Raw genomic sequence first — 23,748 nt, 5'->3', positions numbered from 1 at the left:
TCGGTGGAAGGCAGGGGGCTTCAGCCTAACCGAGCCGGACCCGGTCGCCGCTGCCCATCACGGCCGGATCCGTGCAAGGATCGGCCCTATGACCCAGCGCCTTATGCTCCTCGACACCGCATCGCTGTACTTCCGTGCCTTCTACGGGGTGCCGGACAGCATCCGCCGGTCCGACGGTACCCCGGTCAACGCCGTACGCGGCCTGTTGGACATGATCGCCCGGCTCACCACCGACTACGAAGCCACCCATCTGATCGCCTGCTGGGATGACGACTGGCGTCCCCGGTGGCGGGTGGAGCTGCTCCCCACCTACAAGGCGCATCGGGTGGCCGAAGAAGTAACGGGCAACCCCGACGTCGAAACCGTCCCCGATCCCCTCGAGGCCCAGCTCCCGATGATCCGCCGGACGCTGGAGCTGGCGGGCATCGCCGTCGTCGGGGCCGCCGAACACGAGGCCGACGACGTGATCGGCACCTACGCGTCCACCGCGTCCATGCCCGTGGACGTGGTCACCGGGGACCGTGACCTGTTCCAGGTAATCGACGACGACAGGGACGTCCGCGTCATTTACACCGCCCGCGGCATGAAGAACCTGGACGTGATGACCGATGCATCGGTGGTGGCGAAGTATCGGGTGCTGCCCGGGCAGTATGCCGATTACGCGACCCTGCGCGGCGATGCCTCGGACGGCCTCCCCGGCGTCTCCGGGATCGGCGAGAAGACCGCGGCGTCGCTGCTGGCCGAGTACGGTACCCTCGACTCCCTGCTGGAGGCTGCGGAGGACCCGGACAGCGGCCTTTCATCCCCCGTGCGATCCAAGCTCGCCAAGGCCGCTGACTATCTGGCGGTCGCCCCGAAGGTAGTGAAGGTGGTCCGGGACCTGGATCTACCCACGCCCAAGAAGGCGGGCGCCGAGCTGCACCCGATCACCGGCGACGAGCGCGCCGAACTGGAGAAGCTGGGCACGGAATGGAACCTGGGCGGGTCGGTGACGCGGCTGCTCGAGGCTTTTGACCGGTACAAGTAGGGCCCAAAACAAAACACCCCCGGTCCGCAGACCGGGGGTGTTTCGAGAAGCAGCAAAACGGTGCCCGAAGTGGGACTCGAACCCACACACCTTTCGATACTGCATTTTGAGTGCAGCGCGTCTGCCAATTCCGCCATTCGGGCGTGCGCCGCGTCACGAAGTACGAGTACTTACCGTGTTGGGCGCAAAACAACTCTACATGCGGATAGGCTGAATCTGTGAACTGTCGGCCTGCCGGCAGGAGAGACCGTATCTGAGGAGCATCTGTGTCTGAGTCCCCCGAGTCCGCGCCCGCCGCGTCGTCCAACGCCGCACCGTCCAACGCCTCCAACGGCCCGGCCCGCCGTGTACTCGTCGCCGAAGACGAGACCCTGATCCGCCTGGACATTGTCGAGATCCTCACCGGTGAGGGTTACGACGTCGTCGGCGAGGCAGACAACGGCGAGAAGGCCGTCCAGCTCGCCAAGGAACTGAAGCCGGACCTGGTGCTGATGGACGTGAAGATGCCGCTTATGGACGGCATCACCGCCGCCGAGCAGATCGTCAAGGCCCGCATCGCCCCCGTGGTGCTGCTGACCGCCTTCAGTCAGAAGGAACTGGTGGAGCGTGCCCGCGAAGCCGGCGCCATGGCCTACGTGGTCAAGCCCTTCACCCCGGCGGACCTGATCCCGGCCATCGAGATCGCCCTGTCCCGCCATGAGGAGATCAAGGCGCTGGAAGCCGAGGTTTCCGACCTGCAGGAACAGTTCGCCACCCGCAAGCTGGTGGAGCGCGCCAAGTCGCTGCTCACCACCAAGATGGGCCTGACCGAGCCCGAGGCTTTCCGCTGGATCCAGAAAACCTCCATGGACCGCCGGCTGAGCATGCGCGAAGTCGCCGAAACCATCATCAACCAGGTCAACTAAGCCAACAGATACAGAACCAACAGGAAAGGTCCCGTCCAAATGGACGGGACCTTTCCTATTGGTAAAGGGAAAACGGGAACCTAGATGGCCTTGGCCTGGCCCTTCTTGCTTTCCTTGACCGGCCACGGGCCGACCTTTTCCTTGACCCGCTCCTGGCCGTCAGCACGCTGGCCTGCGTCGGCGATGTCGCCTACGCGGTGCACCTTGATGCTGTTGGTGGAGCCGGCCTGTCCGGGAGGCGAACCGGCAGCGATGACCACCAGGTCATCGTCTTCCACGAGGCCCTCTTCGAGCAGGGTGCGGTCCACCTGGGCGGTCATCTGATCGGTGTGCTCAGCGAACTCCACCAGCATGGGCGCCACGCCCCAGAACAGGGTCATGTAGCGGTAGGTCTCCTCCACGGGGGTGAAGGCGAACACCGGCTTGGACGGGCGCAGGCGGGACAGGCGGCGGGCGGAATCGCCGGACTGGGTGAAGGTACAGATGTACTTCGCATCCAGCTGGTCGGAGATCTCCACTGCGGCGCGGGTGATGGCGCCGCCGCGGGTCCGCGGCTTGGAGCCCAGCGGCGGAACGCGGTTCAGGCCGTGCTGCTCGGTGGACTCGATGATCCGTGCCATGGTTTCGACGGTTTCGATGGCGTAGGAACCCACCGAGGTTTCACCGGAGAGCATCACTGCGTCAGCACCGTCGAGCACGGCGTTGGCGCAGTCGGAGGCCTCGGCACGGGTCGGGCGGGGGTTCTCGATCATGGATTCCAGCACCTGGGTGGCCACGATGACAGGCTTGGCCCAGCGGCGGGCCAGTTCAATGGCCTTCTTCTGCACGATCGGAACCTCTTCGAGCGGCAGTTCGACGCCGAGGTCACCGCGGGCAACCATGATGGAGTCGAACGCGTCGATGATCTCTTCGAGGTTCTCCACTGCCTGCGGCTTCTCGATCTTGGCGATGACCGGCACACGGCGGCCTTCCTCGTCCATGATCTCGTGCACGCGGGAAATGTCACCGGCGTTGCGGACGAAGGACAGGGCAACCATGTCGACGCCGCGGCGCATGGCCCAGCGGAGGTCGTCCTCATCCTTTTCGCTCAGCGCGGGCACGTTGACGGCCACGCCGGGCAGGTTGATGCCCTTGTTGTTCGACACCTTGCCCGGTACGACTACCTCGGTGACAACGGTGTTGGCGGTTACGTCCACGGCGCGGAGCTTGACCTTGCCGTCGTCGATCAGGAGGAAGTCGCCGATGTTCACGTCGCCGGGGAGGCCCTTGTACGTGGTGGAGCAGATGTCCTTGGTACCGGGAATGTCATCCGTGGTGATCGTGAAGGTATCCCCCACGCTCAGGAAGTGGGGTTCCTCGGTGAACCGGCCGAGCCGGATCTTGGGGCCCTGGAGGTCGGCGAAGATGCCCACGGGCATTCCCAGCTCAGCAGAGGCCTTGCGCACGTTTTCATACGTGGCGTTGTGTACGGAGTGGTCGCCGTGGCTCATGTTCATACGGGCGACATTCACGCCCGCGCGAAGAACCGCTACGGTATTTTCGTAGCTGGCGATCGCTGGTCCAAATGTGGCAACAATCTTTGCGCGTCTCATACTTCTAGCCTAGTCTCCCTTGGCAGTTTGCGCATGGGAACAGGCCGTTGGTCACGCCGGAAACCCGGGCGGGAGCCCCGCCAAGCACTTATTGACCCCGACCGGTAGTGGGGGAGCCTGCACAGATTCCCAGAAAGCGGGAAAAGCTCGGTTTCAGGGGGCGGACGGGCGGCCCGCCTGCCGACCGTCGTGGGAATCTGTGCACGCGGGTCCGGCGCCGACCTGACCCTAAGCCGGCTGAACCGCCTCCGCCAGCACGCAGTGGGTCTTCCCGTAGACGGTGAACATGCACTTGTTGCAGTGAATGCAGAGACCGGGCTTGGTGGGGTCCTCCGCCAGGCGGTTGATCAGGTCCGGCTCGCGCAGCAGCGCCCGGCCCATCGCTGCGAACTCGAATCCCTCGGCCATGGCGGCCTCCAGGTGGACCATATTGTTCACCCCGCCGAGCAGGATGAGTTTCGCATTGTTCACTACCGGGCGGAACTGCCGGGCGGCCTCCAGCATGTAGAGATCGTAGTAGGGGTATTCCCCCAGGATCTTCTTTCCCAGCATTTTCACGCCGGTCTTGAACGGCTCCTTCATAACGGCCGCCATTCCGTCCACCGGCACGTCGCCGCGGAAGAGGAACATTTGCTTCTTCACCGAGGAACCCATGGTCAGCTCGATGGCGTCCAGCACCTTGTCCGAGTCCAGCAGCTGGGCGGACTGCAGGGATTCATCCAGCCAGATGCTTCCCTTGATCCCGTCATCCATGCTCATTTTGGCGATAACGGCAATGCGGTCGCCAACGGCTTCCTTCACCGCCTGGGCAATTTCCCGCGCGAAGCGGGTGCGGTTCTCGATGCTGCCCCCGTATTCGTCCCTGCGCTTGTTGATCCAGGGGCTCATGAACGAGCTGGGAAGGTACAGGTGGCCGAAATGCAGCTCGACGGCGTCGAACCCCGACTCCACCGCAACGAGCGCCGCATCCCGGAACTGCCCGACGACGCCGCGCATCTGCTCGCGGGTGATCTCCTTGGAAAGCTGGAATGACGTGGGGTTCAGGAAGGTGCTGGGAGACAGGGCGGAAGTCCCGGTAACGGCACGGCTGGCGACGACGCCGGCGTGGCCCAGCTGCGCGGAGATGGCGGCACCTTCGGCGTGGACGGCGGCGGTGAGGCGCAGCAGTCCCGGTACGGCTTCGGCGGACATGATGATCTGCCCCGGGGCGCTGCGGCCCTCCTGCGCGACCGAGCAGTAAGCCACCGTCGTCATGCCCACGCCGCCGCGGGCGAACCCGACGTGGAAGTCGATGAGGTCCTGGGTGACGAGCCCGTCCGGTGACCTGCCCTCCGACGTTGCGGCCTTAATGATCCGGTTGCGCAGGCGGACCGGCCCCAGCGTCTCCGGGGACAGCGGCGACGGTACGGGCGGACGGGCGCCCAGGGTGACATCAACAGACATGGCGGAGACTCCTTGGTGGCGGGAAAGGCGCTCAGTACCAGGAACTGTAAACCAGGGTCGGAGGCGGAATCAGTTCATCCGACGCCGGTAAATGGCCGTGGCGCCGGCGTAGGCGAGGCCGAGGATGCCGGCCAGCCAGAGAAGTGCCACCCAGAAGTCGCTGCCCACGGGTTGCTGGGCAAGCAGCGCCCGGAGGGTGTCCGCAATGGAGGTTACGGGCTGGTGCTCGGCAAACCACGCCACCGGGCCGGGCATCGTATCGGTCGGCACGAACGCGGAGCTGATGAACGGCAGGAAGATCAGCGGGTAGCTGAAGGCGCTGGCGCCGTCGACGGTCCTGGCGGTCAGCCCGGCTATCACGGCCAGCCAGGTCAGGGCCAGTGTGAACAGGACCAGGATGCCGACGACGGCGAGCCATGCCGCTGCGGAGGCGCCGGAGCGGAATCCTGCCATCAGGGCGACGGCGACAACCAGTGCGAGCGAGACCAGATTCGCGGTTACCGAGGTGAGGACGTGGGCCCAGAGCACTCCGGAGCGGGCAATCGGCATTGACCGGAAGCGTTCGAAGATGCCTCCCTGCCTGTCGAGGAACAACCGGTAGGCCGTGTAGGCGACGCCGGACGCCACGGTAATCAGCAGGATGCCGGGCAGCGTGTAGTTAATGTAGGACTCCCCGGTTCCGGTGCTGATCGCACCGCCGAAGACGTAGACGAACATCAGCATCAACGCGACCGGGGTCACCGCCGTCGTAATGATGGTGTCGGGACTGCGCAGCACGTGGCGCAGGGAGCGGCCCGTCAGGGCAGTGGTGTCGCTGATGGCGGTCATCGGCTTTCCCTTTCATCCGCGGCCGCGGAGGAACCGCCGCCGGGTTCGGCGCGCCGGCCGGTGTCGCCGACAAGGGTGAGGAAAACGTCCTCCAGGGACGCTTGCCTGATCACGGATTCCTCTGTCGGCGGCGGCAGGAGCTGCTGCAGCTCGGCCAGGGTGCCGTCTTGGATGATGACGCCCTGGTGCAGGATGCCGATGCGGTCGGCCAGCTGCTCGGCTTCTTCGAGATACTGCGTGGTCAGCAGCACAGTGGTTCCGCCCGCAGCCAGTTCCCGAATGGTGTGCCAGACCTCGTTGCGCGCCTGCGGATCAAGACCGGCAGTTGGCTCATCCAGGAAGATGATCTCCGGTTCCCCGATCAGGCTCATCGCGATATCGAGGCGCCGGCGCATTCCGCCCGAATATGTCCCCGCCCTGCGGTTTCCCGAGTCCGTGAGCCCGAACCGGTCCAGCATGTCCTCAGCAATCCCGCCCGGATCCTTCCGGTGGCGGAGTTTCGCGATGAGCGCGAGGTTTTCCCGGCCCGTCAGCACTTCATCGATGGCGGCGAACTGGCCGGTCAGGCTGATGGAGCGGCGGACCTCGGCGGGGCTGGCGGCAATGTCGAACCCGGAGACCGCTGCGGTCCCGGCGTCGGCCTTCAGCAGTGTTGCGAGGATCCGCACCAGCGTTGTTTTTCCCGCTCCGTTGGAGCCGAGTAAGGCGTAGATACTGCCGGCACTCACGTCAAAGCCGACGCCGCGCAGCACCTGCAGCTCCCGGAACGATTTTTCGATGCCCTGTACCCGGACGGCGGGGTCGAGGGTGTGGTCGGTAGGCATATCCGGTTCTCCATTCCCGGTGAGCTATCCCTCTTTCGCGGACCTGTCGATGGTCTCGATCAGGCGCACGCGCTCCTTGTTGATCCACTGGCCGTCCGCGTAGTTCGCGATGAAGGCCTCGGCGAATTCCACCGGGTCCTCCCCCACGACGCTGCGGACGGAAGTGCCGTCGACGGCGGCACGCTCGACCAGGTCAGCGAGGTCTTCCAGCATCTGGAGGTAGACGTCTCCCCTGGCAATCGGTCCCGCGTACATGAAGTATCGCTCGAGGCCGTCCATGGCGGTGCGGTACCCCGCGGGCAGCTGTTTCTTGCGCTGCTTGAGCCGGCGCCACCGCCTTTTGTCCTCCCACGGTCCCGTGACCAGCTCGATCCATTGTGCGGCCATCATTCCCCTCCTTCGTTCTGCGGGTTCTCGGCGTGCTGTTGAAGCTGTTCGATCCGTGCCGCCAGGAAGCTCCACGTGCCCCAGAACTCCCGGAGGTACTCGGAACCCTGGGCGTTCAGGGCGTAGACCTTGCGCGGGGGTCCCTTTTCCGACGGCATTTTTTCGACGTCGACCAGTCCCCGCTTCTCAATCCGGAGCAGCAGCGCATACACGGTTCCCTCGGCGATATCGGTGAAACCCTGCTCGCGCAGCCGCGCCGTGATGTCGTAACCGTAGGCAGGCTCGACGGCGAGGATCGCCAGGACAATGCCCTCGAGGGTGCCCTTGAGCATCTCGGTCATCTGTTTACCCATGGAGCCGTACCCGTCTACTCAGTGTTGCTGACTACCACTAGACAGTAACACTAAGTACCGGCTGAGCAAAGGGGCTTAGGGCAAAGAAAAAGCCCGGAGATCCAGCCGGTGGGGCTGGTCTCCGGGCGGTCCCGGCGGGAGCGGAGCTACAGTGCGGTGATCGCCCGATCGGTCGGCGCCACCGGCGCCGGCAGGCGGGTCGATCCCATCAGCCACTGGTCCACGGCGGCGGCCGCGGCCCGTCCCTCGGCGATGGCCCAGACAATCAGGGACTGTCCGCGCCCGGCGTCGCCGGCGGCGAATACGCCCGGGGTTCCGGTCATGTAGTACCCGTCGCGGACCACGTTGCCCCGCTCGTCGAACTCCGCGGAGACCTGATCGGCCAGGCCGGCCGGTTCCGGGCCGGTGAAGCCCAAGGACAGGAACACCAGGTCCGCCGGAAGAATCCGTTCCGTGCCGGCCTTCGGCAGCCGCTTGCCGTCCACGAACTCAGTCTCGGCCACCTTCACGCCGGTGAGCCTGCCGTTCTCCCCCACGAACTCCACGGTGGAGGCCAGGAAGGTGCGTTCGCCGCCTTCCTCGTGGGCGCTGGCCATCTCGAACAGCGTGGGGTACATCGGCCAGGGCTGGTGGGCGGCACGCTCCGCGGGCGGCTGCTGGCCGATCGCCAGCGTGGTGACCGAGGCGACCTGCTGGCGGTGTGCGGTGCCGAGGCAGTCCGCGCCGGTGTCGCCGCCCCCAAGGATGACTACGTGCTTGCCCTCGGCACTGATCTGGTTCTTCACGGTGTCACCGGCAACGGCACGGTTGGACTGCACCAGGTAGTCCATGGCGAAGTGCACGCCGGACAGTTCCCGGCCCGGAATGGGCAGGTCGCGGGGCACGGTGGCTCCGGTGGCGATCACCACGGCGTCGTAGCGGCGGCGCAGCTGCTCCCAGCTGATGTCCCTGCCCACTTCGACGCCGGTCCGGAACCGGGTGCCCTCGGCACGCATCTGTTCCAGCCGGCGGTCCACCTGGATCTTTTCCATCTTGAAATCCGGGATGCCGTAGCGCAGCAGCCCGCCGATACGGTCGTCGCGCTCGTACACGGCCACGGTGTGTCCGGCGCGGGTGAGCTGCTGGGCGGCGGCGAGGCCGGCGGGGCCGGAGCCGACGACGGCGATGGTCCGGTCGGTCAGCCGCTCGGGCGGGTGCGGGGTGACCCAGCCTTCGCCCCAGGCTTCGTCGATGATGGAGACCTCCACCTGCTTGATGGTGACCGGCGGCTGGTTGATGCCCAGCACGCAGGACGCCTCGCAGGGTGCAGGGCAAAGCCGGCCGGTGAACTCCGGGAAGTTGTTGGTGGCGTGCAGCCGCTCAATGGCCTCGGCGCCCTTGTCCCGCCGCATCAGGTCATTCCACTCCGGAATAAGGTTGCCCAGCGGGCAGCCCTGGTGGCAGAACGGGATGCCGCAGTCCATGCAGCGGCCGGCCTGGGCCTGCAGCACGCCCTTTTCCTGCGCTTCGTAGACTTCCTTGTAGTCCATAATGCGCACCGGCACCGGGCGCCGCGGCTGGGTCTGGCGTTCGCGTACCTTCAAGAATCCGCGTGGATCAGCCACCGGTAACCTCCAAAATCTTGTTCCAGGCCTCGGCGCCGTCGGGATCGAGTCCCGCTTCGGCAGCGGAGGCGCGGGCGCCGAGCACTGCGGCGTAATCCCGCGGCAGCACCTTGGTTATGCGGGACACGGTGTCCTCGAAGCTTTCCAGCATCTTCTGGGCCAGGTCGGAGCCGGTCTCCTCGAGGTGCCGGATCAGCAGCCCGCGGACAATGTCGATATCCTCGGCGTCCGGAGCCTCAAGCCGCAGCTCGCCGCGTCCCAGGGACTCCTTGTTCACGCGGGCCGGGTCCAGGTCCACCACAAACGCGGTACCGCCGGACATTCCGGCGCCGAAGTTCCGGCCGGTGGGTCCCAGGATCAGGGTCTGCCCGCCGGTCATGTATTCGCAGCCGTGGTCGCCGATGCCTTCAACGACGGCGGTGGCCCCGGAGTTGCGGACAAGGAAGCGTTCGCCCACCTGGCCGCTGAGGAACATCTCGCCGCTGGTGGCGCCGTAGCCGATCACGTTGCCGGCAATGACGTTGCGTTCGGCTGCGAAGACGTTGCCGCGGTCCGGGCGGACGATGATCCGGCCGCCGGACAGGCCTTTGCCCACATAGTCGTTGGAGTCGCCGAACAGCCGCAGGGTGATGCCGGCGGGCAGGAACGCGCCGAGGGACTGCCCGGCCTGCCCGGTGAGCGTGACGTCGATGGTGTCCGGAGCGAGGATGTCCACTCCGAAGGTCTTCGTGACGGTGTGCCCGAGCATGGTGCCCACGGACCGGTCGGTGTTGACCACGTCCAGGGCAATCCGGACCGGTGCCCGGTTCTGCAGCGCATCGGCGCTCATCTCGATGAGCTTATTGTCGAAGTGCAGATCAAGTTCGTGGTTCTGCTGCACCATGTTCCGCAGCGGTGCGCCGGGGTCCACCTCGGGTCCGCGCAGGATCGGTTCCAGGTCCAGTCCGTCGGCCTTCCAGTGGTTGATGGCTGCCTGCGTATCCAGCAGCTCGGTGCGGCCGATGGCCTCTTCGAGGGTCCGGAACCCGAGCTCAGCCAGGATTTCGCGGATCTCCTCGGCAATGAACTCGAAGAAGTTCACCACGAACTCCGGCTTGCCGGTGAACCGCGCCCGCAGTTCGGGGTTCTGCGTGGCGACGCCCACCGGGCAGGTGTCCAGGTGGCAGACGCGCATCATCACGCAGCCGGACACCACCAGCGGCGCGGTGGCGAAGCCGAATTCCTCCCCGCCCAGCAGTGCGGCCATCACAACGTCGCGGCCGGTCTTCAGCTGCCCGTCCACCTGGACCACCACGCGGTCCCGCAGTCCGTTGAGCATCAGGGTCTGCTGCGTTTCGGCGAGGCCGAGCTCCCAGGGAGCCCCGGCGTGCTTGAGCGAGTTCAGCGGCGAGGCGCCGGTGCCGCCGTCGTGCCCGGAGACCAGCACGACGTCGGCCTTCGCCTTGGTCACGCCGGCCGCCACGGTGCCGATCCCGGCTTCGGAGACCAGCTTCACGTGCACCCGGGCGCTGGGGTTGGAGCGCTTCAGGTCATAGATCAGCTGGGCGAGGTCCTCAATGGAGTAAATGTCGTGGTGCGGCGGCGGGGAGATCAGCCCGACGCCGGGCGTCGAGTGCCGGGTGCGGGCCACCCACGGGTAGACCTTCTGCGCCATCAGCTGGCCGCCCTCGCCGGGCTTGGCACCTTGAGCCATCTTGATCTGGATGTCCTGCGCGTTGGTCAGGTACAGGCTGGTGACACCGAAGCGGCCGGAGGCGACCTGCTTGATCGCGGAGTTGCGCTCCGGGTCCAGCAGCCGCTCCGGATCTTCTCCGCCCTCGCCGGTGTTGGACTTGGCGCCGAGGCGGTTCATCGCGATGGCAAGGGTTTCGTGCGCTTCCTGGGAGATGGAGCCGTAGCTCATGGCTCCGGTGGAGAAACGCTTCACGATGCTGGAGACGGGTTCCACCTCGTCCAGCGGCACCGGAGTCCGGTCGCCGGTGCGGAAGTCCAGCAGCCCGCGCAGGGTCATGAGGTTCTTCGACTGGTCGTTCACGCCGTTGGTGTAGGCCTTGAACACGTCGTACCGGCGTTCGCGGGTGGCGTGCTGGAGCCGGAAGACGGTCTCGGGGTTGAACAGATGCGGCGGTCCTTCGCGGCGCCACTGGTATTCGCCGCCGTTGTCCAGGGCGCGGTGCGGTTCCTCGATGCCGTCGCCGGGGTACGCCTCGGCGTGCCGGGCGGCGGCTTCGGCGGCCACCACGTCCAGGCCGACGCCGCCGAGCTGGGTCTGGGTGCCGTGGAAGAACTCGTCCACCAGTTCCTGGCCCAGGCCGAGGGCTTCGAAGGTCTGCGCGCCGCAGTAGGAGGCGACGGTGGAGATGCCCATCTTGGACATGATCTTCAGGACGCCCTTGCCCAGGCCCTTGATCAGGTTGGTGACGGCCTCTTCGCCGGTGACACCGGTGATGTCGCCGTTGCGGACCAGTTCCTCGCAGCTCTCCATGGCCAGGTACGGGTTCACCGCGGAGGCGCCGTAGCCGATCAGCAGGGCCACGTGGTGGACCTCCCGCACGTCGCCGGCTTCCACCAGCAGGGAGATCTTGGTGCGGTTGGCGCTCTTGAGCAGGTGGTTGTGCACGGCGGAGAGCAGCAGCAGGGACGGGATGGGTGCCCACTGGGCGTTGGAATCCCGGTCCGAGAGGACAATGTACTGCACACCCCGGTTGACGGCGCCGGAGACCTTTTCGCAGATCTCGCTGATCCGTGCCCGCAGTTCGGCTTCGCCGCCTTCGGGCCGGTAGAGGCCGCGGACCTTAAGCGCTATCCGGTCGCCGTCGTCGTCGGTGAGGTTGGCGATCTTGGCCAGCTCATCGTTGTTGATCACCGGGAACTTCAGTGCGATCTGGCTGGTCTTCACCTGCTTCAGGGACAGCAGGTTGCCGTTGGGGCCGATGGAGGCCTGCAGGGAGGTGACCAGTTCCTCGCGGATGGAATCCAGCGGCGGATTGGTGACCTGGGCAAAGGACTGCACAAAGTAGTCGAAGAGCAGCCGCGGCCGCTTCGAGAGCACGGCGATGGGGGTGTCGGAGCCCATGGCTCCCAGCGGTTCGGCACCGGTGCGGGCCATCGGGCCCAGCAGGATCCGCAGTTCCTCCTGGGTGTAGCCGAAGGTCCGCTGGCGACGGTTGATCGAGGCCTTGGTGTGCAGCACGTGCTCGCGCTCGGGCAGCTCCTCCAGGCGGACCTGGTTTTCCTTCACCCAGTCCGCCCACGGGTTGGCGGCGGCTACCTCGGCCTTGATTTCCTCGTCTTCGATCAGCCGGCCCTCGGTGGTGTCCACCAGGAACATCTTGCCGGGCGAGACGCGGCCCTTGCGGACCACCTTGGCGGGATCAATGTCCACCACGCCCACCTCGGAGGCCAGGACCACCAGGCCGTCGTCGGTGACCCAGTAGCGGGCGGGGCGCAGCCCGTTGCGGTCCAGCACCGCCCCCACGGAGACGCCGTCGGTGAAGGACACGGCGGCGGGACCGTCCCACGGCTCCATCAGCATGGAGTGGTACTGGTAGAAGGCCCGGCGGGCCGGGTCCATGGTGGCGTGGTTCTCCCAGGCCTCCGGGATCATCATCATGATCGCGTGCGTGATGGGCCGGCCGGAGAGCATCAGCAGCTCGGCCACCTCGTCGAAGGAGGCGGAGTCGGACGCGCCGGGGGTGCAGATGGGGAACAGCTCCTCCGGGGTCTGCCCCAGCAGCGGGTTCTTCATCTGCGACTGCCGGGCGCGCATCCAGTTCCGGTTGCCCTTGACGGTGTTGATCTCGCCGTTGTGCGCGATGGCGCGGAACGGCTGGGCCAGCGGCCAGGACGGGAAGGTGTTGGTGGAGAAGCGCGAGTGGACAATGCCCAGCCGGGTCTTGAACCGGGGATCGGACAGGTCGGGGAAGAACGGTTCCAGCTGCGCGGTGGTGACCATGCCCTTGTAGACCATGGTTCGAGAGGACAGCGAGGGGAAATAGACGCCGAACTTGTTTTGTGAACGCTTCCGGACGCGGAAGGCCCTCGCGTCCAGGTCCGTGGTGCCGGTCCCCTCTTCGGGGGCCAGGAACACCTGTTCGAAATGGGGCATGCAGGCCCGGGACATGGCACCGACAAGCTCGGCCACGACGGGCACCTCGCGCCAGCCCAGCACGCGCAGGCCCTCGCTGGCGGCCATGAGTTCGACGCCGGCGCGGGCGGTCTGCTGCTCGCGGTCCTCGGTGGGCAGGAAGGCGGTGCCGACGGCGTAGCCTCCGGCCGCGGGAAGCTCAAAGTCCACTACTGCGCGGAAGAACTCGTCCGGGACCTGCGTGAGGAGTCCGGCGCCGTCGCCGGTGCCTTCGTCAGCGCCCACGGCACCGCGGTGCTCGAGATTGCGCAGGGCCGCGAGGGCGGCGTCGACAATCCCGTGGGTGGGCTCACCGTGCAGGGTGGCAATGACGGCCAGGCCGCACGCGTCCTTTTCGTTCTCGGCCCGGTACAGGCCGGCGTCTTCCGGAAGCGCGGCAAAGCGGATGAAAGGCGACATCGCAGTGTCAGGGTATGCAGACAGGGAATCAGCCATAAGAAGTGAGTCCTTCCCCCTTGTAGAGCGTTGGGAGGGGACAGCATTGGCCCCAGCGGGATCCCCGAGGGGGCGCTCCGCGGCATTGATTGATTTTACGGCTCACTTCACCCTGATAAACCCGGAAACTGATCCGTTTTTATAAGGAATTCTGGATGCCGGTAACCGCCGCGTTCCGGAAGGGGTGGCCCGGTGCTGCAGCGCTCTGGCGCCACGTCTCTGTGGCTCCGCCTGCAGCACCGGGAGGGTAACCCTGTGGGTCAGGCAGAAGGTCCGTTGTTCCTGGACCGGTGAGGAAGGGAATCCTCGGTTTTTGTCTCTGCGAGATTAGCACGCACCGGGCGTTCTGCTGATGCCGATTCCGCATTCCCCGCTTCTGTTTCATTCTTGTTATCTGCTGCGGTAATACCGCTTCCCTGCGCAGGTTCACGTCCCGGGAGGTACAGCGAGCCCTCGCCGCCCTTGCGTGCCTTGAGCGTGAGGTAAATGAACATCGCGATGGAGACGGCCAGGATCAGCACGCTGGTCCACACATTAAGGCGTTGTGTGACGCCGAGCAGCGTAATCATTTCGGCATCGTCGATGCGCAGCACCTCTATCCAGAGCCGTCCGGCGGTGTAGAAGGCGGCGTAAATCCAGAACAGGCGGCCGCCGCGGAGCCGGAACCGGCGGTCCAGCAGCAGGAGCAGGGCCACGCCGGCCAGGTTCCAGAGCGACTCGTAGAGGAAGGTGGGGTGGAACGTGGTGCCGGGGGCGGCATCGGCGGGGAAATTGGCGTTGTCCGCGTCGATTTCCAGGCCCCAGGGTGCGTCCGTTTCGGAGCCGAACAGTTCCTGGTTGAACCAGTTGCCCCAGCGGCCCACGGCCTGGGCCAGCAGCAGCCCGGGGGCGCCGGCGTCGGCGAAGGTGGAGAGCTTGATGCCCGCCCGGCGGCAGCCGATCCAGGCACCGACGGCGCCGAGGGCCACCGCACCCCAGATACCCAGCCCGCCGAGCCAGATCTGCGGAATGAGGGACAGGTCCCCGTCCGGTCCGAAGTAGGCGTCCGGGGAGGAGAACACGTGGTAGAGCCGTCCGCCGATAATGCCGAACGGGATGGCCCAGATGGAGATGTCCCAGACCGCGTCCGCGTCCAGGCCGCGGGCCTTCCACCGCCGGGCCGTGAGCCACAGGGCGAGCATGATGCCGGCCAGGATGCACAGCGCATACGCGTGGATGGTCAGCGGCCCCAGTGAGAAGCTGCTGAACTCAGCGGGCGGGCTGGGGATGCTGGCGTACACGGACATCGGGTTCATCGGCTGGCCTTCGGGGTTCCGGTACTGAGGTCACGGGTGAGGGCAGCGACGGCGTCCGTGCCGCCGTCGCGCAGGGCCGCCACCAGGGCGGTGCCCACAATGACGCCGTCGGCGTAGGCGCCGATTTCGCGGACGTGTTCGGCACGGGAGACGCCCAGTCCCACGCAGACGCGTTCGGCGCCGGCGTCGCGGGCGGCGCTGACAACGCTCTGGGCGGCGTCGCTGACGCTGTCCCGCGCGCCGGTGACGCCCATGATGGAGACGGCGTAGACGAAGCCGCGGCTGGCGGCCACGGTGCTCTTCATCCGGGCCTCGGTGGAGGACGGGGCGACCAGGAAGACGCGGTCCAGGCCGTACTTGTCGGAGGCTTCCAGCCATTCGGAGGCTTCATCCGGAACCAGGTCCGGGGTGATCAGCCCTGCTCCCCCGGCTTCGGCCAGGCGGCGGGAGAACTCGTCCACGCCCATCCGGACCACGGGGTTCCAGTAGGTCATGACCAGCACGGCGGCGTCGGTGGCGGCGGTGATGCCGGCAACGACGTCGAATACCTGCGCTACACGGAAGCCGTCCGCCAGCGCCTGCGTGGTGGCGGCCTGGATGACGTGCCCGTCCATCACGGGGTCGGAGTACGGGATGCCGATTTCGATCAGGTCCGCACCGTTTTCCACCAGGGCGATGCCTGCGGCGATGGTGGCTTCCACGGTGGGGTAGCCGGCGGGCAGGTAGCCGATGAGCGCGGCCCGCCCCTGGGCGGCGGCCCGGTCAATGGCTGCGGCGGACTTGCTCTGCGTTGCCTCGGTGCTCACAGCTGTTCCCCTTCTTTGCCGATTTCTGCTTCGGCTGAGCGCTCGTCCAGCAGGTTGAACCATTCCGCGGCGGTTGCCACGTCCTTGTCGCCGCGGCCTGAGAGGTTCACCAGCACGATTTTCTCGGAAACATTTCCGTCGGAGCCGGCCGCCTCGGCGGCCAGGCGCTGGCCCACCTTGATGGCACCGGCCAGGGCGTGGGCGGATTCGATTGCGGGGATGATGCCTTCGGTGCGGCAGAGCAGCTGGAAGGCGTCCATGGCCTCGGCATCGGTGATCGGTTCGTAGCTGACCCGCCCGATGTCGGCCAGGTAGGCGTGTTCGGGTCCGACTCCGGGGTAGTCCAGCCCTGCGGAGATGGAGTGGGATTCGACCGTCTGGCCGTCGTCGTCCTGCATCAGGTAGGAGCGGGCACCGTGCAGCACGCCGGGCCGGCCGAGGGTGATGGTGGCGGCGTGGCGGCCGGTTTCGACGCCGTCGCCGCCGGCCTCGAAGCCGTAGATCTTCACGTCGGGATCGTCGAGGAAGCCGTGGAAGATGCCGATGGCGTTGGAGCCGCCGCCGATGCAGGCACACACCGCGTCCGGCAGCCGGCCGGCCTGCTCCAGCATCTGGGCGCGGGCTTCTTCGCCGATCACTTCGTGGAAGTAGCGGACCATGGCCGGGAACGGATGCGCCCCGGCTGCGGTGCCGAGCAGGTAGTGGGTGTTGTCCACGTTCGCGACCCAGTCCCGCAGCGCCTCGTTGATGGCGTCCTTCAGCGTCTGGGAGCCGTTGGTCACCGGAATGACCTTGGCGCCGAGCAGTTCCATCCGGGCCACGTTCAGGGCCTGGCGGCGGCAGTCCTCGGCCCCCATGTAAACCACGCATTCCAGGCCGAGCAGGGCCGCGGCGGTGGCGCTGGCTACGCCGTGCTGTCCGGCGCCGGTCTCGGCGATGACCCGGGTCTTGCCCATCCGCTTGGCGAGCAGTGCCTGGCCCAGGACGTTGTTGATCTTGTGGGAGCCGGTGTGGTTGAGGTCTTCGCGCTTGAGGAAGATCCGCACTCCGCCGGCGTGTTCGGAGAAGCGCTTGGCTTCGGTGAGCAGCGACGGGCGGCCGGAGTAGTTCTTGTTCAGGTCAGCCACCTGGGCGGTGAACTCCGGATCGGCCTTGGCCTTTTCGAAGGTGTCTTCCAGTTCGTCCAGGGCAGCGATCAGGGATTCGGGCATCCAGCGGCCGCCGTACTCGCCGAAGTACGGGCCGGAGGCGTGGCGCAGGGAGGACACTCCCCCGTTCAGGAAGGCCTCCGTGACGCTTCCGCTTCCGGTTTCCGCGGCAGCTCCTGCTGCCTGAGCCTGTTCCGACTTCCCGATCATGGGCTTTGTGTCCTGTCCTGCTTAGGCCCGGGCCGTTCCTGCCCGGACAGGGTGGTGGTGCTAGGGGTCAGCTTTCACCGTGGAGCCGGGCGCGGGCAGCCAGGGCCTTGGCGCCGGCGGCGGTGAACTCGCCGATGGTTTCGGCCGGGGATGCGTGCTTCACGAGGGCTTCGCCCACCAGCACGGCGTTGGCTCCGTTGGAAGCGTAGTGCTCGACGTCGGCGGCGTCACGGACGCCGGACTCGGCAATGACCACGGGGCCGGCGGGAATGCTGCCGGCCAGGGCGGCGAACACTGAGCGGTCAACGTCGAGCGTTTTGAGGTTGCGGACGTTGATGCCGATGATCCGCGCCCCCAGGGCGACGGCCCGGTTTACTTCGTCTGCGGTGTGCGTCTCGACCAGGGCGTTCATACCCAATTCGTGCGTGATGTCCAGGAAGCGGCGCAGCTGATCGTCGTCCAGAGCCGCGACAATGAGCAGGATGAGGTCTGCGCCGTGGGCGCGTGCTTCCCAGATCTGGTACTCGTCGACGGTGAAGTCCTTGCGCAGCACGGGGATGCCGACGGCGGCGCGGACGGCGTCCAGGTCCGCGAGGGAACCCCGGAACCGGCGCTGTTCGGTGAGCACGCTGATGACGGCGGCTCCCCCGCGCTCATACGCTGCGGCCAGCGAAGCGGGGTCGGCAATGTCTGCGAGCTCACCCTTGGAGGGGCTGCTGCGTTTGACCTCGGCGATGACCCGCAGCTCGGTGCGGGGTTCGGCTGTTCCGCCCAGCGCTGCGTAGGCGTCCAGCGGTGCCGGTGCCTGCAGCGCCTGGCCGCGGACCTGCTCGAGCGGGACACTTTGCCGGCGTTCGGAAAGGTCCTCCCGAACGCCGGCAATGATGTCGTCGAGAACGCTCACTCAGTGGCTGCTTTTCTTCAGCTTCGATCCGTTGACGCCGTAGCCTGCCTTGCGCATGATGAAGCCGACCAGCAGGCCGACCAGCATCACGGCGATGCCCGCAAAGAAGCCAACGTAGCTGGCCATGCAGTAGGCAACAGAGGACACAGCAGCGCCGATAATCATGATCAGTACGCAGGCCCAGGCGGCGGGGGTGTTGCCGTGCCCGATGGTCTCGTCGTGAATGCTGGCGTGGCTTTCGCCCGCGTTTTCCTGGCCCGCTCCCAGGTGCTGGTCTGTGGCGTTTGTGCTCATGATGAATCTCCTCGTTAACGAATCTGGTTTCCATTCTGCCATTACTGGGCGGAAACCCTTTCACATATTGCTCCGGTGTTCGGCGCAATCCGGTGGTCTGGTGGGTGGACCTACTTGGGGTCGGTGGGATCCTCGCCGCGGGTAAGCCGGTCCCAGCTGTCGATTTCGTCGACGGGCGGGCCTGACGCGGCGTCCTTCCGGCTGCGTACGTCCGGGCCGGGCGCGGCGGTTCCTTCCGCGGAGTCCGCGGCGGTGGCTCCGGCGGCGGGCTCCGCCGTCGGGGCGTAACGGCGCGACGTCGTCCAGTACCGGCCCGCGAGGGCGAGCCAGACACCGGCCAGGGCAATCAGGATCCCGATGGCCAGGGCGGCGTACGGCATGACGGTCAGTTCCGCCACGGTGCCCTCGGCGGAACTGACGCCGATCGCCTTGCCGATGGCGCCGGCCGCGCCCTGCAGGGGGTCGGTGATGATCCGGTAGCTGGCCACGGCCACGCCGATCCCGGAGACCGCGATGATGACGGCGATGACCCAGCGGGCAATCCGGCCGGCAATTCCGGCGGCCAGGGCGGCGGCGACACCGACCACGGCGAACGCCGTGACGGCGGTGGCGGCATCGCTGCCCGAGACGGCGACGTCGGGCGTCACCACGTCCGTGGCGGGGAGGGTGACGTTGAGCCAGGTGCGGGTGGTGGTGCCGAAGGCCAGGGCTGCCAGGAGGACGGTCCCCATGATGACGGTACCCTTGCGGCCCCAGCGGGGGGTGGTGGTGCTCACTTGTCTGCTTCCTGTGCGATGGTGCCGGCGGGAGGCGCCGCGACGGTCTCCAGTGATCCGGCGAGGAGGGCGGCCCGCAGCGGCGCGGCCGCCTTGTTGACGGTTTCCTGGGCTTCCGCTTCCAGGTCCGAATCGTTGACGATGCCGCCGCCGGCCTGGACGTATGCCTTGCCGTCCCGCAGCAGGGCGGAGCGGATGGCAATGGCCATGTCCATGTCCCCGGCGAAGTCGAGGTAGCCGACCACCCCGCCGTAGATCCCGCGGCGGTGCGGTTCCACCTCGTCCAGCAGGCGCAGCGCGCGCGGCTTCGGTGCTCCGGACAGTGTTCCGGCCGGGAACGTCGCGGCGAGCACGTCATAGGCGGTGGAGGCGTCCGCGAGCCGGCCGACGACGGTGGAGACCAGGTGCATGATGTGGCTGAACCGCTCCACCTCCATGAACTGGGTGACGTCGATGCTGCCGGGGCGGCAGACCTTGGACAGGTCGTTGCGGGCCAGGTCCACCAGCATCAGGTGTTCGGCCCGTTCCTTTTCGTCTTCCAGCAGTTCCTCGGCCAGTGCCCTGTCCAGTTCGGAGGTCCGGCCGCGGGGCCGGGAGCCGGCAATCGGATGTGTGATCACGTCGCGGCCGGTCACGGTGACGAGGGCTTCCGGGGAGGAGCCGACCACCTTGAACGGATTGCCGTGCGCATCCTCGAAGTTGAACAGGTACATGTACGGGCTGGGGTTGGTGGTGCGCAGTACCCGGTAGACGTCCAGTGCTTCAGCCCGGCAGTCGGCTTCGAAGCGGCGCGAAATGACCACCTGGAACACCTCGCCGTCCACAATGGCCTGCTTGCCGCGCTCCACCGCCCGGGTGTACTCCGGTTTGGGCCAGCTCTCCTTGACGTTCGCAGCGACGTCAATGGTGGTGCCCGCGGCCAGCACGGAGACGGCCTGCGGGGTGGGGGCCGCGAGCCGGCCGAGCATGGAGCGGACGCGGGCCACGGCGTCGTGCCAGGCCTCGTCCACGCGTTCGTCGGAGCCGTCGAAGTTGATCGCGTTGGCCACCAGCGTGACGGTGCCGTCGCTGTTGTCGTGGATGGCCATGTCCGAGACCAGGTTCATCGCGATCTCGGGCAGGTCCAGGTCATCCGCCGGCGGGTTGGGCAGTTTCTCCCAGTGCCGCACGGTTTCCCATCCGACAAAGCCGACCATGCCGGAGGTGAACGGGGGCAGCTCGTCGAAACGGTCGGTGGCCAGCAGGTCCACGGTGCGGGCCAGGGCCTCGACCGGGCTCCCGTCCAGCGGTACGCCGGCCGGCGGTTCGCCCAGCCAGTGGGCCTGCCCGTCCAGCGTGGTGAGGGTGGCGCGGGACCGGGCGCCGATGAAGGAGTAGCGGGACCAGACGCCTCCGGACGCGGCCGATTCCATCAGGAAGGTGCCGGGCTCGCCGTTGGTGAGCTTGCGGTAGATGCCGATGGGGGTGTGGGCGTCCGCCAGCACGGTGAGGCGCACGGGGATCACCCGGCGGTCGCACGCCAGGGCCCGGAATTCCTCCAGAGTGGGGCGGATGGCTCCTAGATCCTGCATGTTGTTCCTACTTCTTCCCTGCGGTGGTGGTGGAGCTTCGGTCTTAGGCAGCGCCGACGACGGCGGGCAGCTCACGGCCGTCGAAGCAGGTGCGGGTGCCGGTGTGGCAGGCCGCTCCCACCTGGTCCACGCGGACCAGCAGGGCGTCACCGTCGCAGTCCACTGCTACGGACTTCACCCACTGCACATGTCCGGAGGTGTCCCCCTTGCGCCAGTACTCCTGCCGGGAGCGGGACCAGAACGTCACCCGGCCCGTGGTCAGGGTGCGGTGCAGGGCTTCGTCATCCATCCAGCCGAGCATCAGGACCTGGTTGGTGTCGTACTGCTGGATGACGGCGGCCACCAGCCCGGCGTCGTCGCGCTTGAGCGACGCGGCGAGCTCCGGATCGAGGGCAGCCGGCGGATTCTGGGGGGAAGGTGAAGGAAGCATCGCTACCGATTCTACTGCCCGGCACTAAAACGCCGCCGCGCGCGCGAATTGGAGCCGCAGCCCCGCCGAAACACCGGGTTCCATGCTAGTTTCAGCAGTGATGCATTTCGTTGATCCGTCCCGTGAAGTCCTGGCCGAGACGCTGCTTGCAGCCGGGCCCAATGCACCCACGCTTTGCGAGGGGTGGCAGACCAAGGAGCTCGCAGCTCATCTGTACCTGCGCGAGCACCGTATGAGTGCTGCCCTGGGCATGTTCATCAAGCCCCTGGCGGCGCGCACGGACAAGGCGCTGGAGGAAACGGCGCAGAAAGCGTCCACCACGGAAGGCTACGGCAAGCTGGTCCGAGCCTTCCGGGCCGGCCCGCCCCGCCTCTCCCCCATGCACCTCAAATCGGTGGATAACAGCGCCAACCTCAGCGAGTACTTTGTGCACACTGAAGACATCCGCCGTGCCTCGGACCGCTGGGCGCCGCGCGCCCTGGATTCGGACTATTCGGATGCCTTGTGGGCCGAACTGATCAAGCGTGCTGCCATCCTGTACCGCGGCGTGGACCTGGGCATTGTGCTGGTCCGCCCGGACGGTCCCCGGCACGTGGCCAAACGCGCTCCGGTTTCGGTGGCGATTGTCGGCGAGCCCTGTGAGCTGCTGCTGCACGCCCACGGCCGGACCGGGCATGCGCTGGTGATGTACGAGGGCCAGCCGGACGCCGTCGCCCTGCTGGAAAGCGCCGACATCGGGCTTTAGGCTGCCGCCGGCCTTAGTCCGTCAACCCCAGTAGTCGGCTTAGGACCCGTGTGGACCGCTGTTCCGGTTGGCCTGGCGGCTGATCTCATGGCCGTCGCAGACGAAGGCGCCGAGGGTATGTATAAGCCCGTGATACTCCGTGGTCAGGACAAGATCGGCTGAACCGTCCTCTTGTGCCACATATCGATCAGGGATGCTTCCACTGCCTTGGTATTTAAAGGTTTCCCTAATCCAATTACGGGTATCACTTAGAGTCTGATCGGACCTATCACGGTCCAGTCTTTCTGCGAGCTTTTTACAATTCTCGCCCAGCTCCGGGAGTCCCACCAGGCTCAACAGTTCAGCGAACCTCGATATATTCCGTACAGCATCGTCAACATAATTCACGGTGACTATTCCAATCCCGAAGTACTGAGGACGTCACGTTGCTCCCACATTGCTTCCGCCGCCTCCGCTCAAGTAGTGCTCGATGAAGTCCTGGGAGGCAGCGAGGAACCAGTCCTCCATGGAGGCGTACTCACGTGCGACCCAACGCAGCGGCGCCCCGTTCTTCCAAATCAGATCCCAGTCATCGGTTACTACAACCTTGCTGCCGGTCCAGCACGCCACGTCATCATTATCAGTCCGACGGGCAAAGGGAATGACCTCCCAGCCCGGGAATACCTTCTCAATATGCTGAGCTCGCCATAACTGGTCTTCTCCTCGCAGAAGAAACCATGGGTGAAGGTCGATTATCCCGTACTCGATCATGTGGCCGTACAGAGCAGGCAGTGATTCATTTCCTACCATTGGTTCAACGGTCTCCTTGACTATTAGTCCCAGGTCGAGCTCTTCAGAACAGAAAGCAGGACCGAGGCGGTACCGCCCGCCTTGCGAACCGCCGCACAGCCTGAATCGTCTCCATATAGTCCTTCGTGCGCTCAACATCCGGCGTCCCGTCTGGGTGAGCAAAATATAGGTCAGGAAGCCGACCGGATCCAGCCCCAAGGGCGCTAATGATTTTGCGTCAAACCTCATGCAGTTCCCTGTGTGAAGGTTTTCCGTGCGTTCATTTGCTGAACGGTCCCACCGACTCCCGGCACTCCTTCTACATATGAGACTCGTCGTGCTCTGGCTTCGTCTTCCTAACCGCCAAAAAGATCCGCACTGGTGATCACGTCTCCAACCCGAAGGCGTTCATATGACTCGTCCCACGGCTCCAAACCAATGTGGGCTTTCATAGCCATTTCAAAACGAATTGGCGAGGTGTCTCGTCTGAACGGGATCATCTCTTCCTCCAATGGAGTGGCCGGTCGCCACACTTCTCCCTTGAAGTTCTCGATCATACAGTTCCCCAACTGCCTCGTGCCTGTCTTATATGCAGGCAGGAACTTTTCGCTATCGACCGGTCGCTGGTCAACTACCTGCCAGTGCCCGTGACGAATAAGGGCATCGAAGGTTAGCCCAGCGAGGAAGGGTTTGGTTTGGAGCACCTCTGGAATTAGTAATGGAACTTCGTTCGCTGGTACCGCAGAATCGAATACGACTATGTAATACGCGGCATGAAGCGACGAGATAACTTGCCCCAGCGCCACCCGGTCGTCATCTAACGGAATCGTGAAGATGTCGCCGCCTTTCGGCGCTGAAACTCTTCGATTCTTGACCATGGGGCTCCTCCTGAATTTTCGTATCTTCGGTCGCTCATTTGGTGGGCCCCACTCACCCGGACGGGTCAGGCAGTAGCCCTGCCACGACCCTTCCTGAGTCGCCCGGTTTCAGTCGCCGAAGAGCTCCGCGCTGGTGACTACATCCCCCACCCGGAGGCCATCGTAGTACTCGATCCACGGCTCCAACCCAGCGTGAGCCCGGATAGCATCGTCAAAAATAGCGGACGAGCGTGTCTTCCTGTGAGGAAGCGTCTCCCTCTCCAAGTCCGTGGCAGGGCGTCCCCGGGTACCCCGGAAGTCCTCGACCTTGCACCGTGACGGGATGTGCCCCCCGATGATGTAGGCCGGAAGGTACTTCCGACCGTCCACCGGCCTGTT

21 protein-coding genes and 1 tRNA gene are annotated in these 23,748 nt (G+C 66.0%); 3 read left to right on the top strand and 19 right to left on the bottom strand.

Annotated elements, in window-relative coordinates:
- Positions 1 to 88: 88 nt before the first annotated feature.
- Complete coding sequence (locus N2K95_RS07630; protein ID WP_260653584.1) at positions 89 to 1,027, top strand: 5'-3' exonuclease; 939 nt, start codon at positions 89 to 91, stop codon at positions 1,025 to 1,027.
- Positions 1,028 to 1,088: 61 nt separating this feature from the next.
- Here the strand turns inward: N2K95_RS07630 and N2K95_RS07625 are convergent.
- Positions 1,089 to 1,170: transfer RNA gene (locus N2K95_RS07625), tRNA-Leu, on the bottom strand.
- Between the two features lie 228 nt (positions 1,171 to 1,398).
- Between N2K95_RS07625 and N2K95_RS07620 the strand changes: the two genes are divergently transcribed.
- On the top strand, positions 1,399 to 1,932 hold the full coding sequence (locus tag N2K95_RS07620; RefSeq protein WP_255792834.1) for an ANTAR domain-containing response regulator: 534 nt from the start codon (positions 1,399 to 1,401) through the stop codon (positions 1,930 to 1,932).
- A gap of 80 nt (positions 1,933 to 2,012) precedes the next feature.
- Here N2K95_RS07620 and pyk read toward each other — a convergent pair whose 3' ends face one another.
- From pyk to hisI, 16 genes are all read right to left on the bottom strand, one after another.
- Positions 2,013 to 3,524: a pyruvate kinase gene (pyk, locus tag N2K95_RS07615; protein WP_260653583.1), complete on the bottom strand. Its 1,512-nt coding sequence runs from the start codon at positions 3,522 to 3,524 to the stop codon at positions 2,013 to 2,015.
- A gap of 228 nt (positions 3,525 to 3,752) precedes the next feature.
- The gene (locus tag N2K95_RS07610) at positions 3,753 to 4,967 is read right to left on the bottom strand and encodes an NADH:flavin oxidoreductase (RefSeq protein ID WP_260653582.1); all 1,215 of its coding nucleotides are present in this window, start codon (positions 4,965 to 4,967) and stop codon (positions 3,753 to 3,755) included.
- Positions 4,968 to 5,036: 69 nt separating this feature from the next.
- Positions 5,037 to 5,795 carry an ABC transporter permease gene (locus N2K95_RS07605; protein ID WP_260653581.1) on the bottom strand — a complete coding sequence of 253 codons (759 nt, stop codon included), beginning with the start codon at positions 5,793 to 5,795 and terminating at the stop codon, positions 5,037 to 5,039.
- On the bottom strand, positions 5,792 to 6,619 hold the full coding sequence (locus tag N2K95_RS07600) for an ABC transporter ATP-binding protein (RefSeq protein WP_260653580.1): 828 nt from the start codon (positions 6,617 to 6,619) through the stop codon (positions 5,792 to 5,794). Before N2K95_RS07600 ends, N2K95_RS07605 begins: the two co-directional genes overlap by 4 nt.
- Before the next feature lie 24 nt (positions 6,620 to 6,643).
- Positions 6,644 to 7,006 (bottom strand): DUF1048 domain-containing protein, encoded by a 363-nt coding sequence (locus N2K95_RS07595; RefSeq protein ID WP_260653579.1) that lies wholly within the window; start codon positions 7,004 to 7,006, stop codon positions 6,644 to 6,646.
- Positions 7,006 to 7,359 (bottom strand): PadR family transcriptional regulator, encoded by a 354-nt coding sequence (locus N2K95_RS07590; RefSeq protein WP_260653578.1) that lies wholly within the window; start codon positions 7,357 to 7,359, stop codon positions 7,006 to 7,008. Before N2K95_RS07590 ends, N2K95_RS07595 begins: the two co-directional genes overlap by 1 nt.
- A gap of 146 nt (positions 7,360 to 7,505) precedes the next feature.
- A complete protein-coding gene (locus tag N2K95_RS07585; protein ID WP_260653577.1) occupies positions 7,506 to 8,963 on the bottom strand; it encodes a glutamate synthase subunit beta in 1,458 nt (485 codons plus the stop codon).
- Positions 8,956 to 13,509, bottom strand: a complete 4,554-nt coding sequence (gene gltB / locus N2K95_RS07580) for a glutamate synthase large subunit (protein ID WP_260653576.1) — start codon at positions 13,507 to 13,509, stop codon at positions 8,956 to 8,958. The genes N2K95_RS07585 and gltB overlap by 8 nt, the downstream gene beginning before the upstream one ends.
- A gap of 296 nt (positions 13,510 to 13,805) precedes the next feature.
- Positions 13,806 to 14,840, bottom strand: coding sequence for a prolipoprotein diacylglyceryl transferase (gene lgt, locus N2K95_RS07575; protein ID WP_260653575.1), 1,035 nt, complete (start codon positions 14,838 to 14,840; stop codon positions 13,806 to 13,808).
- The gene (gene trpA / locus N2K95_RS07570) at positions 14,837 to 15,646 is read right to left on the bottom strand and encodes a tryptophan synthase subunit alpha (RefSeq protein WP_260653574.1); all 810 of its coding nucleotides are present in this window, start codon (positions 15,644 to 15,646) and stop codon (positions 14,837 to 14,839) included. Before trpA ends, lgt begins: the two co-directional genes overlap by 4 nt.
- A complete protein-coding gene (trpB, locus tag N2K95_RS07565; RefSeq protein WP_260653573.1) occupies positions 15,643 to 17,004 on the bottom strand; it encodes a tryptophan synthase subunit beta in 1,362 nt (453 codons plus the stop codon). The genes trpA and trpB overlap by 4 nt, the downstream gene beginning before the upstream one ends.
- Positions 17,005 to 17,071: 67 nt before the next feature.
- Entirely contained in the window at positions 17,072 to 17,908 is an 837-nt protein-coding gene (gene trpC, locus N2K95_RS07560) for an indole-3-glycerol phosphate synthase TrpC (RefSeq protein WP_260653572.1), read from the bottom strand.
- Entirely contained in the window at positions 17,909 to 18,202 is a 294-nt protein-coding gene (locus tag N2K95_RS07555; protein ID WP_255792344.1) for an HGxxPAAW family protein, read from the bottom strand.
- Between the two features lie 110 nt (positions 18,203 to 18,312).
- Positions 18,313 to 18,978, bottom strand: a complete 666-nt coding sequence (locus tag N2K95_RS07550) for a Trp biosynthesis-associated membrane protein (protein ID WP_260653571.1) — start codon at positions 18,976 to 18,978, stop codon at positions 18,313 to 18,315.
- Complete coding sequence (locus N2K95_RS07545) at positions 18,975 to 20,549, bottom strand: anthranilate synthase component I (RefSeq protein ID WP_260653570.1); 1,575 nt, start codon at positions 20,547 to 20,549, stop codon at positions 18,975 to 18,977. Before N2K95_RS07545 ends, N2K95_RS07550 begins: the two co-directional genes overlap by 4 nt.
- A gap of 43 nt (positions 20,550 to 20,592) precedes the next feature.
- Positions 20,593 to 20,979 (bottom strand): phosphoribosyl-AMP cyclohydrolase, encoded by a 387-nt coding sequence (gene hisI, locus N2K95_RS07540; protein WP_255792348.1) that lies wholly within the window; start codon positions 20,977 to 20,979, stop codon positions 20,593 to 20,595.
- A gap of 100 nt (positions 20,980 to 21,079) precedes the next feature.
- Here hisI and N2K95_RS07535 point away from each other — a divergent pair, with 100 nt between their 5' ends.
- Positions 21,080 to 21,724, top strand: coding sequence for a TIGR03085 family metal-binding protein (locus N2K95_RS07535; RefSeq protein ID WP_255792835.1), 645 nt, complete (start codon positions 21,080 to 21,082; stop codon positions 21,722 to 21,724).
- A gap of 420 nt (positions 21,725 to 22,144) precedes the next feature.
- On the opposite strand, the gene N2K95_RS07530 is transcribed toward N2K95_RS07535, so the two are convergent.
- Both N2K95_RS07530 and N2K95_RS07525 read right to left on the bottom strand, forming a co-directional pair.
- Positions 22,145 to 22,741: a hypothetical protein gene (locus N2K95_RS07530; RefSeq protein ID WP_260653569.1), complete on the bottom strand. Its 597-nt coding sequence runs from the start codon at positions 22,739 to 22,741 to the stop codon at positions 22,145 to 22,147.
- 107 nt (positions 22,742 to 22,848) lie between these two features.
- Complete coding sequence (locus N2K95_RS07525) at positions 22,849 to 23,370, bottom strand: immunity 26/phosphotriesterase HocA family protein (protein ID WP_260653568.1); 522 nt, start codon at positions 23,368 to 23,370, stop codon at positions 22,849 to 22,851.
- Between the last annotated feature and the right edge of the window lie 378 nt (positions 23,371 to 23,748).

Source organism: Arthrobacter zhaoxinii, from assembly GCF_025244925.1.
In the GTDB taxonomy this organism is placed as follows: domain Bacteria; phylum Actinomycetota; class Actinomycetes; order Actinomycetales; family Micrococcaceae; genus Arthrobacter_B; species Arthrobacter_B zhaoxinii.
The sequence above is the reverse complement of the archived record's forward strand: the minus strand, read 5'-3'. Positions and strand labels throughout refer to the sequence as shown.